We start from the raw sequence: 15,043 nt of genomic DNA, 5'->3' as shown, positions 1-15,043 counted from the left end.
CCCAAGGAGTAGAGTATGGATGATGACAAGACATTCAAGGCGCTGGGCGATCCATCCCGCAGGAAACTGCTGGATCTGCTCTGCGAGAAGAATGGCCAGACACTCGGGCAGCTGTGCGAGCATATGGACATGAAACGCCAGTCGGTGACGCAGCATATCGGGCTGCTGGAGGAGGCTAATCTTGTCTCAACGGTAAAGCGGGGGCGGGAGAAGCTTCATTTCCTCAACCCGGTGCCGCTGCAGACCATCTATGAACGCTGGATACGAAAATTCGAGCAGCAGCGCCTCGCCCTGCTGCATGACCTGAAAACCGAACTGGAAGGAGAGACTGATGACTAAGGAAAAGACGACTTTTGTATATGTGACTTTTATCCGCGCGACGCCCGAAAAGATATTCGAGGCGATTACCCGGCCCGAGATTGCCGCCCGCTACTGGGGCCATGAGAATGTCTCCGACTGGAAGGTCGGCTCCAAATGGGAGCATGTCCGCGACAATGACGAGCGCAAGGTCAATATTGCGGGCAACGTGCTTGAGGTCGACGCGCCCAACCGCCTCGTAATCAGCTGGTCGGACCCGTCCGAATATGACCTCCCGGAGAAACACAGCCGCGTCACCTTCGACCTGGTGCCGTATGAGGATATGGTGAAGCTGACCGTCACCCATGACGAACTGGAAGCCGGCAGCGGCATGGCAGCCGGAATCAGCAAGGGCTGGCCGCTCGTGCTCTCCAGCCTCAAGTCCTATCTGGAAACAGATGAGCCGATCGATGTCTTCGCTGAGCCCTGCGCCACCGGTGCGGCGGCGTAAGGCCGTCATTCTGAACGGATTATATCATGACGGAAAAAACACTATTCCGGCGGCTGCGCCTGCGGGGCGGTGCGCTACGAAACCGACAGCGCCCCGGTATTTGAACTTCATTGCCAATGCCATCATTGTCAACGCGGTAGCGGGACGGGGCACAGTTCCCTCCTGAACTTCCCGGACCGCAGCGCGGTTCAACTCGGAGGGAAGATGGCGGAATGGCGGATGCTGGGCGACTGGGTGACGTCATAGCGCTGCAATCAGGGCCGGACGGGAGAGGGAATTCCGTCCGGTTCTCTCTATTTACTGTACGACTGACTGGAATTGTGTATATAAATAAAGCATATCATTTCACTCCGTCTATAAGTTCTCCTGATGCGCCAACCAAAGATCCTGACGACAATCCAGTCCTATAGCTGGTCCATATTTGTATCCGATTTACTTGCGGGCGCGACCGTTGCCATGGTTGCCTTGCCGCTCAGCCTTGCGATTGCAATCGCATCCGGGGCGGACCCGGCGAAGGGCATTGTGACCGCCATCGTTGCGGGGTTCCTGATATCTCTACTGGGCGGGAGCCGGGTGCAGATCGGTGGGCCGACAGGTGCCTTTATCGTCGTAGTTTTTGGGGTGATTGCCGAGCATGGTTATGACGGCCTCGTTCTGGCGACCTTTATGGCGGGCATAATTCTGCTCATAGCGGGTTACTTTCGAGCCGGAAACCTGATTGCGTTCGTGCCGGAGGCGGTGGTGAACGGCTTTACCATCGGGATCGGCGTTATTATCGCTACGAGCCAGCTCAAGGATTTCCTGGGTTTGTCGGTGGTAGAAGATCCGGCTGACTTTCTGGAGAAAATCCCGGCACTCTGGGAAGTGCGGGAGACATTCAGTCTGGCGACCTTTGCCGTCGCGATCGTGACGCTTGTTCTGATTGTTTTTCTGCGCCGGGTTGCGCCGCGTTTTCCGGGGCTGATCGTCGCCGTGGGGGTTGGCTCGGCTCTGGTGGTGTTCATGAATTTACCGGTGGATACGCTCGGCTCCCGCTTTGGGGAGTTGCCAAGCCAGTTGCCCTGGCCGGAATTACCGGATTTTTCCGTCTCGCGGATTATCGAACTGCTTCCCTCTGCCTTTATCATTGCCTTTCTGGCGGCGGTTGAATCGCTGCTCTCCGCCATGGTTGCGGACAAAATGATCGAGGGACATCACAGGCCGAATGCCGAGCTCTCCGCGCAGGGTGCCGCCAATATTGCGTCGGCGCTGTTCACGGGCCTTCCGGCAACCGGCGCGATTGCGCGGACGGCAACGAATATCAAGGCGGGCGGTAAAACGCCAGTGGCGGGGATCATCCATGCGGCCGTCATATTGCTGGTGATGCTGCTCGCGGCGCCGCTTGCAAGCTATCTTGCGATGCCAGCTCTTGCCGCGCTTTTGATCGTTACCGCCTGGAACATGACCGAGCCGCATAAATGGGGCGAGTATTTGCGCGGGCGAAAGAGTGACATCTTTCTTTTGTTTCTGACCCTTATCCTGACCGTTGTCGTCGATTTGACTGTGGCCATTGGCGCCGGGGTCTCCATCGGCCTGGCCCTGCGGTTTAGTCGACGCAAATCCGTGGAAAGCGACTGGACCCCACCGGACAGGTAAAATACGGCAAAACCCATCAAACGCCTTGCCGCCTGCGCGCGGGAGCGCTATAAGGCGCGGAAATATTCCTTCGTCCCCTATATTTAAGGTGAGTGACCCAATGGCTATTGAACGTACTTTCTCCATCATTAAACCCGATGCAACCCGCCGCAACCTGACCGGCAAGATCAACGCCAAGCTGGAAGAAGCCGGCCTTAAGATCGTCGCGCAGAAGCGCATTCGCATGACCCGCGAAAATGCCGAGACTTTCTACAGCGTTCATAAAGAGCGTCCGTTTTTTGGTGAGCTGTGCGATTTCATGGTGTCCGGCCCGGTTGTTGTTCAGGTTCTGGAAGGTGAAAACGCCATCATGAAGAACCGCGAAGTCATGGGTGCAACGAACCCCGCCGATGCGGATGAAGGCACAATCCGCAAGGAATTCGCCGAAAGCATCGAAGCCAACTCCGTGCATGGCTCCGACAGCCATGCCAACGCCGCGATTGAGATTTCCTATTTCTTCTCTGGCTCCGAAATCCACGCTTAAGCGAGACACCAACCCAAAGAAAAGGCCCGCTGATCAGCGGGCCTTTTTTGCGTCTGTATACTGGCCGTTATTTCTCGCCGCTGACTGCCTCGGATTTCTCGAGGAAGGTGACGGTGTCGGGCAAATCGCGCGGGTTCTCGCTATGCTTGAGATGGCCGTCGATCTTCGCGCCGGGCTCAATGCTGAGGGAGGCATGGACAATGTCGCCCCGGATTGTTGCGGTTGAGGTCACGGTGATTTCCTCTCCGCGCAAGCTTCCGTTCACCGCACCGCGAATGATCAGGGTGCCTGCGTTGATATCTCCGTTAATCTCGGCATTCTGGCCGATAGTCAGGGTCTTTGCCTGCACATTGCCACTGACCTGTCCATCGATCTGGATTTCCCCTTCGGAAAAGAGGTTCCCCTCAATATTGAGGTTTTCCGCGATGATCGAGGGCATGGCGTTGGATTTGGCGGATTTCGTATCGGTTTTGCTGTTACCGGAAAACATGGAATAACCTCTTTCGCAGAATTAGTCGGCGGCGGCTTTCTCAAGCTTCGGCGTTGCTTTGAACGCATATCGACCGGCCTTGATAAAGTTTGCCGGGTCCTGATGCTCGCCTTCATAGATGACTTCATAATGGACATGACGGCCGGTGCTTCGACCGGTTGATCCCATCACGCCAATTTCGGTTCGGTATTCGATCTTGTCGCCCTTCTTGACGAGCGCCTTCTTCAAATGGCCATAGCGCGTCTTGAAACCGAGCCCGTGGTCGATGGTGACCATGGTGCCATAGGCGCCGTTCTTGCCCGCGAAGGTGACAACACCTGGTGCGGTGGCCAGAATTTTTGAATTTTTCGGCCCCGCGATATCAACGCCGGAATGAAAGGCGGTGCGCTTGGTCATCGGATCCCGCCGCTTGCCGAAGCTCGATGTGATATAGCCGACATCCACAGGCCGGGCGAGGGGGAGTTGCTTGAGCAAAGTCTGCAGGGATTCCCAGCGGGCGAGGCTCGCCTCCATCTTCTGGGTCTGGGCGTAGAAGTCCTGCTCCGTTTCCAGTAGCTTGACGCCGGGCACAGCGGCCACAAATGGCCCGCCTAGGCCGGCCTCTGCATCGTTGTGGCCGAGGAGTTTTTCGGGGTCAAGGCCCGTGAGGACAATAATCTCGCGCAGTGCCATCACGCTTTCATTCGTGCGGTCGTGAATGCGGCCGATCAGGTCCTTGTTCTCGCTCGAAATTTTTGTCAGGCGGGAGCGCAGCTCGCTCACTTCGGCGTTCAGTTTACCTTCGGAGTGAACGCGGCTGTTGAATTCATTTTTCAGGCTGGCAAATTCAGTGCGGGTGTGCTCCAGCTCCTTGTAAATCTCGTCCTTTGTCGAGGCATAGAGATTGACCAGCCCCCGGAGGGAGGCGATCCGTGAATGGGTCTTCTCGCGGTCAGTATCGGCCTCATCGCGCTGACGGGCGGTCTGGAACAGCGCCTTGTTCAGCTGCATTATCTCCAGTTCAAGCTGTTCGCGCCGGGCGTTAGTGCTGTGCAGGCTCTCACCGAGGGTGCGGATGCGATCTTCCAGCGATTTCTTTTGTGTTTTGTCGCCTGCTTTACTTGAGGCAAATTCCAGTGCCTGCTCAACGATCTGACGGTCGGCCAGCACATCCTCAAGGCGGGCATATTGCTGATCCAGCTCGTTTTGGGTCGCAATGATTTTCGATTGCGCCAATTCGAAATCGGAGGAGACTGAGTTGAAGTCAGATTGTAAGGAGAGGAGGGTCGCTTGTTGTATTGTTATTTCGCGGTATTGCAGCGCCCCCGATACCATAAGATAGGTAAATACACCGCCAAAGCCGACGGCGGTGGCAAAGCCCATCGCCTGCGCTGCAACGGAAAGCTTGAGATATTTGAGCTCACCCCGGGTGGAGATGATCACCTGACGGTCCGTAAAGAGTTTATCTATGACGGCCTTCAGCCTCATTTGCTCATCCTGCTTCTTCGTTTCGTATCAATAATTACGGGAATAATGGATAATAGATACTGATTTTTCTGTTAACATCAACCGCTGTCAGAGGCGCCTAAAATTTGCCCTATTTTGTCTGTTTTTGAGGGAGAGGTGTAGACAAGGGGTGGTAGTAATTGGCGGGCAATCCTGCAATCTCGCGTGCGGTATCGTTAAACGGAGGTTTTAAAAGGCCTTTAAAGAATTTCTGCACAAGATCCTGCCATGTCTTTTGTGCATCAAGGCCGCTTTTTTCGCAAAAATGGTGGAACCAGCGGCTGCCGATCGCGACGTGACCAATTTCGTCTTTTAAGATAACATTAAGGACGTTGACGCTCTTTTCGTCACCGATTTTGCCGAATCGGGTAATCATCGCCGGCGTCACATCCAGGCCTCGCGCCTCCAGTACCATCGGCACGACGGCAAGCCGGGCGGCGAGGTTTTCGCGCGTCGCCATTGCCGCTTCCCATAACCCGTCATGGGCGGGAAAGTCTCCGTAACTAAACCCAAGTTCGGCAATCCGATCAGCGAGCAAATTGAAATGCTTTGCCTCTTCATCCCCGACGCGCACCCAGTCATCATAGAAATCGCGGGGAAGGCTCTCATTCGTGAAGCGCGCGACCATGTCCCAGGCGAGATCAATGGCGTTGAGTTCGATATGCTGTACTGCATGGAGTAACGTCGCCCGCGCCGTATCGGACTGACCTCGCCGACGCGGCATCTCCGCCGGGGAGAAGTTCGGGCCGCGCGGGCCTTGCGGGCCGGTCGGGCGGGGCGGTGATGCCAACTTCCATCATGCCGTTCGATGCGCGCCAGGCGATCGCCGCGCTCCGGCTTTTGACAGCCTTCTGCGCGGCGTCCGGCTCATTCAGGATGGCAACGGCAAGATCAGAGAGGGTTGTTGTCAAAGGTCGCCCGCAGCTTCCAGCACCGCGTCCACATGGCCCTTCACCCGCACCTTGCGCCAGACATTGCGGATAACGCCGTCGCCATCGATCAGGAAGGTGGACCGCTCAATGCCCATATATTCGCGCCCGTAATTTTTCTTCATGACCCAGACGCCGAAGGCCTCACACGTCGCGCCGTCTTCATCGGCGGCAAGGATCACTTTGAGCCCGTGCTTTTCGCGGAAATTTGCATGCTTTTTGAGAGAATCCTTCGAAACCCCGATGATTTTCACGCCAAGCTTGTCGAACTCTTCAAGTTTTTCCGAAAATTCGATGGCCTCGGTTGTGCATCCCGGTGTGTTGTCCTTGGGGTAGAAATAGATGACGAACGACGTGCCTTTCAGCGAAGCGAGGCTCACATCCTCCCCGCCATCGGTGGGCATATTGAATTTCGGGGCTTTCTCTCCAACGTCGGGCATGGGTTACTCCTTTGTTAATCACCGGCGAGATGGTCATTCAGAAGCCGGTCGATATCGTCCTGTGCGGTTTTGAGCTTTTTAGCAAGCGCGTCGAAATTATCAACCTCTCCGGCTTTGGCGAGCGCATTTTTAAGGGCGAGAGGGATGCTCTCGTCGATTTTCCGCCCGCCGAGGCAAAGCTGCTTGAGCCCGCTGATATTAAGATAGAGCTTGAGAATATCCATCAGCCTGTCGGCTGTTTCTTCTGGCAGGATCCCTGATGCCTTCATCTCTTTCAGGCTGTCCATGGAATTGGGATGGAGGATGTCTGGATGCTCCGGCCCGTATTTGAGACGGAGATACTGGCAGAGGAATTCCAGGTCCATCAGCCCACCTTTCGCATGTTTGATGGCGAGCGGGTTGTCGCTGCCATGCTGTTTCAGCACCCGCGCGCGCATACTGAGGGTATCTTCGCGGATTTTCTCCGCGTCACGCTTGGTGAGCGCAATCTCGCGCAGCATTTTTTCGGTTTTCTCGCAAAGCGCAGCATCGCCTGCCACCACCCGCGCACGGGTGAGGGCCAGATGCTCCCACGTCCATGCCTCGTCCTCGTAATATTTGTGGATGCTGGCAAGGGGGAGAGCGATGGGGCCGGATTTACCATGCGGACGAAGGCGCATATCCACCTCATAGAGCTGGCCCTCCCCGGTGTGGACGCTAAGCGCATTAATATAGCGTTGGCAGAAGCGGGTAAAATAAAGACCGGCAGAGATCGGCTTCTTGCCGTCGGTGACCATATCTTCCTCCGGTGTGTCAAAGACAAAGATCAGGTCCGCATCGGAGGCCGGGGTCATCTGTCGACTGCCAAGCTTGCCCATGGCAATCACGGCGAATTCACCGCCCGGCACGACGCCATGGGTGCGGGCGAATTCGTCGCGCACCTTGATCAGCATCGCCTCCAGAATCACGTCCGCAACATCGGAGAAGGCGGGACCGGCAGCAACGGTCGCGCCGAGGCCGGTGCCATGATCCTCATGATCGAGGATCTGCACGCCCAGGCGAAACTTGCGGTCATTCGCCCAGCGGCGGGTGTAGTCGAGGATATCCTGAAAATCCCGCGCGGTGGAGAGGATTAATTCGAGATCGGCGGCGAGATAATCCTTCGGCGGCAGCGGCGCCATGAATTCACTATCCAGCACACCATCGAGCAGCATCGGATTGCCGGAAAGGGTTTCCGCAAGTTCCGGCGCCATGCCCATCACCTTCGCCAGCAATTTCAGCAAACTCGGGTGCGCCTTGAACATGGTGAAAAGCTGAACCCCGGCGGGCAGCTTTTGCAAGAACACATCGAAACGGGTGAAGGCGGCGTCCGGGTTACTGGTATCACCAAGGGCCTCAAGGATGTTCGGCATCAGGCTGGTCAGGATTTGCTGAGAGCGGACATTGCGCGTCGCACGGTATCGGCCATGGTGCCATTCGCGGATTTTCTGAGAGATGGCGCTGGTATTCTCAAACCCAAGTTCGCCGAGGGAGACAAGCGTTTCCGGATCATCGTCCGCCCCGGTAAAGACCAGTCGGCCCGCTTTACGGTCTGTCGTCTCCTCAAACGCGAAAAGCTCATCGTAATGGCCCTGCACGGTTTCAAGCGTGGCGCGGAGGCTTTTGCGAAATTCCTCCGCGTCGTCGAAGCCGAAGAAGACACCGAGTTTGCGAAAATCTTCCGGGTCGTCGGGCAGGAGCTGGGTCTGCTCGTCATGGGTCATCTGCAGGCGGTGTTCCAACTCGCGCAAATAAACATAAGCCTCTTGCAATTCTTCGCGCACGCTGGTGCCGATCTTGCCCGCGGCGGCGAGTTGGGAGAGGGTGCCAAGCGTCGTCACCTCGCGCAAGAGAGGGTTGCGCCCGCCCTCGATCAGCTGCTGGGTCTGGCAGAAAAACTCGATCTCTCGAATGCCACCCCGGCCGATCTTGATGTTATGCCCTTCCAGCGAGATTTTCGAAAATCCCTTATGGGTATGAATCTGCGACTTGATTGCCTGAATATCCTCAATCGCGGCAAAATCCATCGATTTGCGCCAGATGAAGGGCGTCAGAAATGAGACAAACTCCCGCCCGGCGGTGAGGTCCCCGGCGATGGCGCGGGCCTTGATCATGGCGGCACGTTCCCAGTTCTGGCCCTGGCTTTCGTAATAGACATGGGCCGCGCCGATGGAAAGCGCGATGGGCGTCGCGCCGGGATCAGGCCGGAGCCGCAGATCGGTCCGGAAGACATAGCCGTCGCGGGTGCGTTCCTGCATCATGGTGACGAGGTTTCGGGCGATGCGGACGAAGCAGTCCTGAACCGAGCGGCGACCGGTATAGGTAGTCTTCGCCGCATCAAAGAGAATAATGAGATCGATATCGGAGGAATAATTAAGCTCCCCCGCACCGAGCTTGCCCATGCCAATGATAATCAGGCCGCTGTCCTTTGTCGGATCGTCCGGGTAGGGCAGGGTCAATTCGCCCTTGTCGCTCGCGGATTTGAGAAGATGTCGGCAGCAGATTTCCACCGCCGTGTCGGCAAAGGTGGACAGAACGCCGGTGATATTCATCAATTCCCAGACTTCGCCCATATCGCAGAGCGCCGTGAGCAAGGCAATGCGCCGTTTCGCGACACGCAGCGCGGCCATTACCGCGTCACGATCCGCGTCCAACTCGCAATCCGCGTGAAGCTTATTATATATCCATTGATGTGTCCGGTCGGCACCTTCCTCGACCAGATGCCGGAGGAGATATGGCTCCGCCAGCAGGCAGCTCGATAGAAACGGGCTGTTGCCAAAAACACTGGCAAGGATTTTCGGGCCGGCGTCGGTTTCGGCAAGACGTACGGCGAAGGCCGCCAGCTCGGGGTCATTGGCGGTGACCTCCTGCCAGCTTTCAAGCCCGACCACGAGCAATTCGGCATCGCCGGGAGAGGGTAGTTCCGCCATCACATCGAGGAACGGAATTTTTTTAATTTCTGCGATATCCTGCATTCCTAATCCGGGTTGCATGCGTTACGATACAAACGTCAATTATCGGGACAGACTTTTTTTATACAAGCACTATTAAAAGCGAATTTTTAAGTTGGTCAGAACTACTTCCAGATTATTGTACCGGACCTTGATGGGGGCCGTTGTTCTTGTCTTCCTCGTGGCGCTCGCGTTGGTGGCGGGACTGTCGCGCGGGCCGATGTCACTATCCTTTATCGAACCTTATGTCGTGCAGATTCTGGAGGCACAGTATCCAGAGGTTGATTTTTCCTTCCGTAAACTTGAACTGGAATGGAACGGTCGTGACAAAAACCTGATGGTGGCGATCGATAATCTGGAAATAGCGGAAGAGAAACGCCGGGTTGTCTCCATCCCGGATGTGACGATGGTGTTCAGCGGTGCGGCGCTCCTGCGCGGGCGGATTGCTCCGGCGGAACTTGAATTTACCGGACTTAAAATACGCCTTACCCGCAACAAGAATGGCGAGATCAAGTTCGGTTATGAGCATAGCCTGATGGCCGAAGCAGGCACCAGTGGAGTAAAGACAACCAACCCCGATGAGAACTCGGAAGAAGTTGCCCTGGAGGAAGGCTATCTTGATATCCTGAAGGAACTCAGTAAGGAGCCAGACCCTGAGAGCCTGACTGGTTATCTCGAACGGCTGGAGCTCTATGATTCCGCTGTCTTTATCGAAGATGAGATACTGGGCCGGTTTTGGCGGGTGACTGGTGCGGATGTCTTTGTATGGCGCGAAGAACGGGGCCTGAGCGGCCAAGCCAGCGGTACCATCAAGGTCGGGAACGAGAATGTCTCTGTGGTGGCGTTCGGCGACTATGATCGGGAACTCAAACGCACACAGATTGATGGGCAGTTTAATGACTTGCCACTCCCGCTGGTTGGCGCGCAGGTGGCAGAGCTGGAGATGCTGAAAGGCATTAATCTCATCTTGTCTGGACATGTCAATCTCGACCTGGATGAAAAATTCAGCTTCGATATGTTAGGGTTCGATGTAAAGGCGGGCGCCGGTGCCGTCGATCTGCCTGACTTGTATAAACAGCCTTTGCCAATTGATTCTGTTTCGGTTTCGGGGGAGGTGACAGGCGATTTCACGAAGGTCACAATCGATAGTGTGAAGGCCGAAACTTTAGGCGCGAAGGTTGATATGACGGGGGCCGTTGATATTGCCGAAGAGGGGGTGGGCCTCTCGATCAAAGGGGATCTGGCAAACTTAACCGTCAATGACCTTGGGCGATTTTGGCCCTATTCCATGGCGAGCAATGGCTATGACTGGGTGACGAAGAATATCCGCGACGGTACGGTGCCGAAGGCGAGCTTTACCATTGACCTGCCGCCCGGCGCGCTTTCGAGTGGGAATATCCCGAAAGATTCCGTCGTCCTTAAATTCGATTTGAAGGGCGGTTCGGCCGATTATTACGCGCCGCTTCCCAAGGTGACCGATATTGATGGCAGCGGGGTGCTGACGGAAACCGGGGTCACAATTACCGGCTTAACCGGTAAGCTTGGCAGCCTTGATGTAACCTCTGATAAGGTGATCATCAACGAATTTGATAAATATGACCAGCTTGCCGATATCGTCATCCGCGTGACGGGCAGCAGCCAGGAAATCTTTACCTTCCTCGATCTGGAACCACTCGGCCTCGCGTCGCCCTACGGCATTGTTCCTTCCGCCATGACGGGGACGGGAACGGTTGATGCGTCGTTTAAATTCCCGCTGCGCTTTGATTTGACGCTTGAAAAGGTCGAATATTGGGCGAAGGGCGATTTTACCGATGCGACCATCCCGGACGTGGCGGAGAATGTGACCCTCACGGATGGTGCGCTGAAAGTCGCGGTTGATCCGAAGGGAGTGCAGGTGACAGGATCGGCTGCGCTCAATGATGTGCCCGCCGACATCAAGGCGGAAAGCTGGTTCTCGGGTGCGAAAAAAGGCCATCGCCGCTATGTCTTGACCGCCACTCCCAATGACGCGGATCGCAAGGCGCTCCATCTGGAGACGTCCTATCTTGCGGGCCCGATGACGGCGGATATCACCCTTGAAACCATCCCTGACGGTAGCGCCAGCGGAGAGATCAAGCTGGATGTCACGGAGACAGAAATCCATGTGGATTCCCTTCACTGGTCAAAAGCGGCGGGTGTGGCCGGAACATTCACGGCGGAGATCAATTCTGATGCGGCGGATGTGACGACGCTTTCCAATGTCGCGGTTGCGGTCGGGGACCTGACGGCGGCAGGTACGGCGAAGCTGACGGGTGGCCTGCTGACCGACCTGACAATGCCGAGTGTCCGTTATGGCGAAAATGACTTCAATGTCTCCTTCACCCAGGCGACGGCGGGCGACATGAAAATCAGGGTGCGGGGGACTCAGTTCGACCTGAAACCCTTTGTGGTGGCGACTTATGACCTGAACGAAGTGGATATTGACGGCCCGGAAAAGAGCCGCCAGATAGATATTCATGTCGATTTCGACCGGGTGTTGCTCGATCAGGATCTCACTCTTGATAATGTTAGCTCCGATATGCGCATTGACGGAAACCTGATTACAACGGGCATGGCCAAGGGCAAGTTCGAGGGCGACAAGAGCTTCGAATTCACAATCAGGCCTTCTGCAAAGGGGCGGCAGGTAAGTTTCATTTCCGACGATGCGGGGTCTCTCTTTCGGGGGCTGGACCTTTATGACGATTTCCGTGACGGCAATCTGAAACTGACCGCCGAGATCGACGATAGCCTGCCATCCCGCCCGGCTACGGGAGCAATTAATATCAAGGATGTGCGGGTGGTGAACGCGCCGGTGCTGGGCAAGATACTGACCCTCGGCTCCCTTGGTGGTATTGTTGACCTGCTGCGGGGTGATGGGATGGTCTTTGCCACGGTGGAGGGGCCCTTCACCTATGAGAACGGGATTTTCAAAACGAAGGATTTTCGCGCTATCGGCTCTATCGGGATCACCCTGACTGGTTCTGTGGATCAGCCAGCCGACAAGATCGACATGTTCGGAACTGTTATTCCATCCTATACCCTGAATTCCATGCTGGGAAATATACCAATCCTGGGTACTCTTCTTGTTGGCAAGAAGGGAGAAGGGATCTTCGGCTTTTCCTACAAGGTAACAGGCGGACTGAAAGATCCGGATATTGACGTCAATGCCGTTTCAGCGCTGGCACCGGGCATCCTCCGCCGGATGTTCTTCGAACCTTGGGATCAGGATGATATTCAGCCGCCATCAACCAACAAGCCGGACAACCGCCCGAGCCCTTAAGTGAGCGTCAGACCGGCTGGATCAGGTAGTGCCGCTTCTTGCCCGCCGAAAGCTTAATCCGGCCGTCCGCATCAAGATTATCAAGACTGACGATCGCTTTCTCGTCAGAGATTTTCTCATCATTCAGCCGGGCGCCTCCACCCTTGATCAATTTCCGCGCCTCGGAGTTGGAATTGGCGAGACCTGTCCGCTGAAATAAGGCGGCGGCGAGAACACCCTCTTCAAGCTCCGCTTTCGGGATTTCCAATGTCGGAAGGCCTTCCGCGGTCTGTCCCATTTCGAACGTCTGCCGGGCGGTTTCGGCCGCGGCCTCGGCGGCCGACTTGCCATGGGCCATTTCGGTGCAGGCATCGGCGAGGATTTTCTTCGCCTCGTTCAGCTCCGCTCCGTCGAGATTTTCCAGACGCGCCACTTCATCCATCGGGATTTCGGTGAACAGCCGGAGGAACTTGCCGACGTCAGCGTCTTCGGTGTTGCGCCAGAACTGCCAGTAATCATAGGCGCTCAACATGTCTTCGTTAAGCCAGACGGCACCGCCCGCGGTCTTGCCCATCTTCGCACCAGAGGAGGTGGTGAGCAGCGGGGAAGTCAGGCCGAACAGGGAGAATCCATTCGTTCGCCGGCCAAGTTCGACGCCATTAACAATATTGCCCCACTGATCTGAGCCGCCAAGCTGCAGGCTGCAATTGTATTTCTTCTTGAGTTCGACGAAATCATAGGCTTGCAGGATCATGTAGTTGAACTCGAGGAAGGTCATGGATTCCTCGCGTTCCAGCCGGAGCTTCACGCTATCAAACGACAACATCCGGTTGATGGAGAAATGGGGGCCATAATCGCGCAGGAACTGGATGTACTGGATATTATCGAGCCAGTCGGCGTTATTGACCATGATCGCGTCGGTCGGACCATCCCCGAAGGTGAGAAATTTCTCGAATACCTTCTTGATGCCATCCATATTTTCCTGGATCACTTCGTCGGTGATCAGCGGGCGACTTTCATCACGCCCCGTCGGGTCACCGACTTTCGTCGTCCCGCCGCCCATCAGCACGATTGGCTTGTGTCCGGCCTTCTGAAGACGACGCAAAATCATGATTTGCATCAGGCTGCCCGCATGGAGGCTCTTTGCTGTGCAGTCAAACCCGATATAAGCCGTGACGATCTCGTCAGCAAAGGCTTTATCCAGCGCGTCAATATCTGTACATTGATGCAAGTAGCCGCGTTCAGTGAAGACTTTAAGGAAGTCGGAGCGTAATTCGGTCATGGGACGTAATTCTGTTCTAATGAGGATCAAGAGCGCCATCGTTTAGCACATATGGTGCGCATTTTAAAAGTGCGGGATAGCATATGACGACAATTAAGCAAAATCACGGTGAAAACGCGCCGGTTCGTGCCCTTGGACTGATGAGTGGAACGTCGCTCGACGGGGTGGATGCGGCAATCATCGAAACCGATGGCATTGAGGTTTTCGATCATGGTCCTGTTCGTTCCACCCCTTACGATCCGGCATTCCGCGCCCGCCTGCGTGAGGTTCTGGGGAAAGAGTCGGCTCCCGCCGAACTTATCGTGGAATTTACGAAGGTGCAGGCGGATTTTGTGCTTGCATTGCTGGAAGCGAATAACCTTTCGCCCGCCGATATCGACCTGATTGGCTTTCACGGCCAGACGATTTTTCACGATCCCGCCAACCGTCTCACTGTGCAGATTGGCGATGGTGTGTTGATGGCGGAGCTGACCGGCATCGATACGGTCGCCGAATTCCGTCATGCGGATGTTGCCTCAGGTGGGGAAGGGGCCCCGTTTGCGCCGCTCTATCATCGGGCGCTGGCGACGGAGCTTGAGGGCCCGCTCGCAGTACTTAATCTCGGTGGGGTTGGCAATGTCACCTATATCGAGGGGGAGACAGTGCTGGCCTTCGATACCGGACCGGCGAATGCGCTCCTTGATGACTGGGTTTTGACCCATACGGGCCAACCCTTCGATGAGGGCGGCAAGATCGCGGCGACGGGGCAGGTGAATGAGGCAGTTCTCGCACAACTGCTCGATAATCCCTATTTCGATCTGAAACCACCCAAAAGCCTCGACCGTGATGAATTTCCGGTGGCGGCGGCCATCAACGGCCTCGGTCTTGAGGAAGGGGCGGCGACCTTGCTGCATTTCACGAGTGAGAGCATCCGCCGCGCGCTGCCTCATTTGCCCGGAAAACCCGCACGGTGGCTGTTGACAGGCGGTGGCCGCAAGAACCCGGCCCTAGTGCAGGCGATTGAAATAGTCACCCAGGTTCCGGTGGAACCGGTGGAGGCGGTTGGTTGGCGCGGCGATGATCTGGAGGCCGAAGCCTTTGCCTTTCTCGCCGTGCGGTCTGTGCGGGGACTGCCGCTCAGCCTGCCAACGACGACGGGCGTGCCAGAACCGATGACGGGCGGGCGATTTTACGCCGCGCCGTCAAAGGAACGTGTAAGGGCTTAA

Annotated in this window: 13 protein-coding genes and 1 pseudogene; 7 read left to right on the top strand and 7 right to left on the bottom strand. The window is 56.1% G+C overall.

What is annotated here, in order from left to right:
- Positions 1 to 15 precede the first annotated feature (15 nt).
- The 5 genes and pseudogenes from AC0L73_RS03555 (at position 16) to ndk (ending at position 2,966) form a co-directional block, all read left to right on the top strand.
- Positions 16 to 339 (top strand): ArsR/SmtB family transcription factor, encoded by a 324-nt coding sequence (locus AC0L73_RS03555; protein WP_473654887.1) that lies wholly within the window; start codon positions 16 to 18, stop codon positions 337 to 339.
- Positions 332 to 808, top strand: a complete 477-nt coding sequence (locus tag AC0L73_RS03550) for an SRPBCC family protein (RefSeq protein WP_227950247.1) — start codon at positions 332 to 334, stop codon at positions 806 to 808. Before AC0L73_RS03555 ends, AC0L73_RS03550 begins: the two co-directional genes overlap by 8 nt.
- 54 nt (positions 809 to 862) lie before the next feature.
- Positions 863 to 1,054, top strand: a pseudogene (locus AC0L73_RS03545) (GFA family protein); the annotation flags it as partial.
- Positions 1,055 to 1,177: 123 nt separating this feature from the next.
- Positions 1,178 to 2,443 (top strand): SulP family inorganic anion transporter, encoded by a 1,266-nt coding sequence (locus tag AC0L73_RS03540; protein ID WP_227950249.1) that lies wholly within the window; start codon positions 1,178 to 1,180, stop codon positions 2,441 to 2,443.
- Between the two features lie 100 nt (positions 2,444 to 2,543).
- Positions 2,544 to 2,966: a nucleoside-diphosphate kinase gene (gene ndk / locus AC0L73_RS03535; RefSeq protein WP_473654886.1), complete on the top strand. Its 423-nt coding sequence runs from the start codon at positions 2,544 to 2,546 to the stop codon at positions 2,964 to 2,966.
- A gap of 67 nt (positions 2,967 to 3,033) precedes the next feature.
- Here the strand turns inward: ndk and AC0L73_RS03530 are convergent, their stop codons facing one another.
- The 6 genes from AC0L73_RS03530 to AC0L73_RS03505 form a co-directional block, all read right to left on the bottom strand.
- Positions 3,034 to 3,456 carry a bactofilin family protein gene (locus tag AC0L73_RS03530; RefSeq protein WP_473654885.1) on the bottom strand — a complete coding sequence of 141 codons (423 nt, stop codon included), beginning with the start codon at positions 3,454 to 3,456 and terminating at the stop codon, positions 3,034 to 3,036.
- Positions 3,457 to 3,477: 21 nt separating this feature from the next.
- On the bottom strand, positions 3,478 to 4,923 hold the full coding sequence (locus tag AC0L73_RS03525; protein WP_473654884.1) for a peptidoglycan DD-metalloendopeptidase family protein: 1,446 nt from the start codon (positions 4,921 to 4,923) through the stop codon (positions 3,478 to 3,480).
- A gap of 109 nt (positions 4,924 to 5,032) precedes the next feature.
- Positions 5,033 to 5,665 carry a ferritin-like domain-containing protein gene (locus AC0L73_RS03520; protein WP_473654883.1) on the bottom strand — a complete coding sequence of 211 codons (633 nt, stop codon included), beginning with the start codon at positions 5,663 to 5,665 and terminating at the stop codon, positions 5,033 to 5,035.
- Entirely contained in the window at positions 5,583 to 5,852 is a 270-nt protein-coding gene (locus AC0L73_RS03515; protein WP_473654882.1) for a hypothetical protein, read from the bottom strand. Before AC0L73_RS03515 ends, AC0L73_RS03520 begins: the two co-directional genes overlap by 83 nt.
- Positions 5,849 to 6,310, bottom strand: a complete 462-nt coding sequence (gene bcp, locus AC0L73_RS03510; protein ID WP_473654881.1) for a thioredoxin-dependent thiol peroxidase — start codon at positions 6,308 to 6,310, stop codon at positions 5,849 to 5,851. The genes AC0L73_RS03515 and bcp overlap by 4 nt, the downstream gene beginning before the upstream one ends.
- Positions 6,311 to 6,324: 14 nt before the next feature.
- Positions 6,325 to 9,303, bottom strand: a complete 2,979-nt coding sequence (locus AC0L73_RS03505; RefSeq protein WP_473654880.1) for a bifunctional [glutamine synthetase] adenylyltransferase/[glutamine synthetase]-adenylyl-L-tyrosine phosphorylase — start codon at positions 9,301 to 9,303, stop codon at positions 6,325 to 6,327.
- Between the two features lie 91 nt (positions 9,304 to 9,394).
- Here AC0L73_RS03505 and AC0L73_RS03500 point away from each other — a divergent pair, with 91 nt between their 5' ends.
- On the top strand, positions 9,395 to 12,577 hold the full coding sequence (locus AC0L73_RS03500; protein ID WP_473654879.1) for a YhdP family protein: 3,183 nt from the start codon (positions 9,395 to 9,397) through the stop codon (positions 12,575 to 12,577).
- A 7-nt stretch (positions 12,578 to 12,584) separates the two neighbouring features.
- Here AC0L73_RS03500 and tyrS read toward each other — a convergent pair whose 3' ends face one another.
- On the bottom strand, positions 12,585 to 13,838 hold the full coding sequence (tyrS, locus tag AC0L73_RS03495; RefSeq protein WP_227950265.1) for a tyrosine--tRNA ligase: 1,254 nt from the start codon (positions 13,836 to 13,838) through the stop codon (positions 12,585 to 12,587).
- Between the two features lie 83 nt (positions 13,839 to 13,921).
- On the opposite strand from tyrS, the gene AC0L73_RS03490 reads away from it, so the two are divergent.
- Positions 13,922 to 15,043 carry an anhydro-N-acetylmuramic acid kinase gene (locus AC0L73_RS03490; protein ID WP_227950267.1) on the top strand — a complete coding sequence of 374 codons (1,122 nt, stop codon included), beginning with the start codon at positions 13,922 to 13,924 and terminating at the stop codon, positions 15,041 to 15,043.

It is taken from the genome of Sneathiella sp. D3-11, assembly GCF_055809395.1.
The sequence above is the reverse complement of the archived record's forward strand: the minus strand, read 5'-3'. Positions and strand labels throughout refer to the sequence as shown.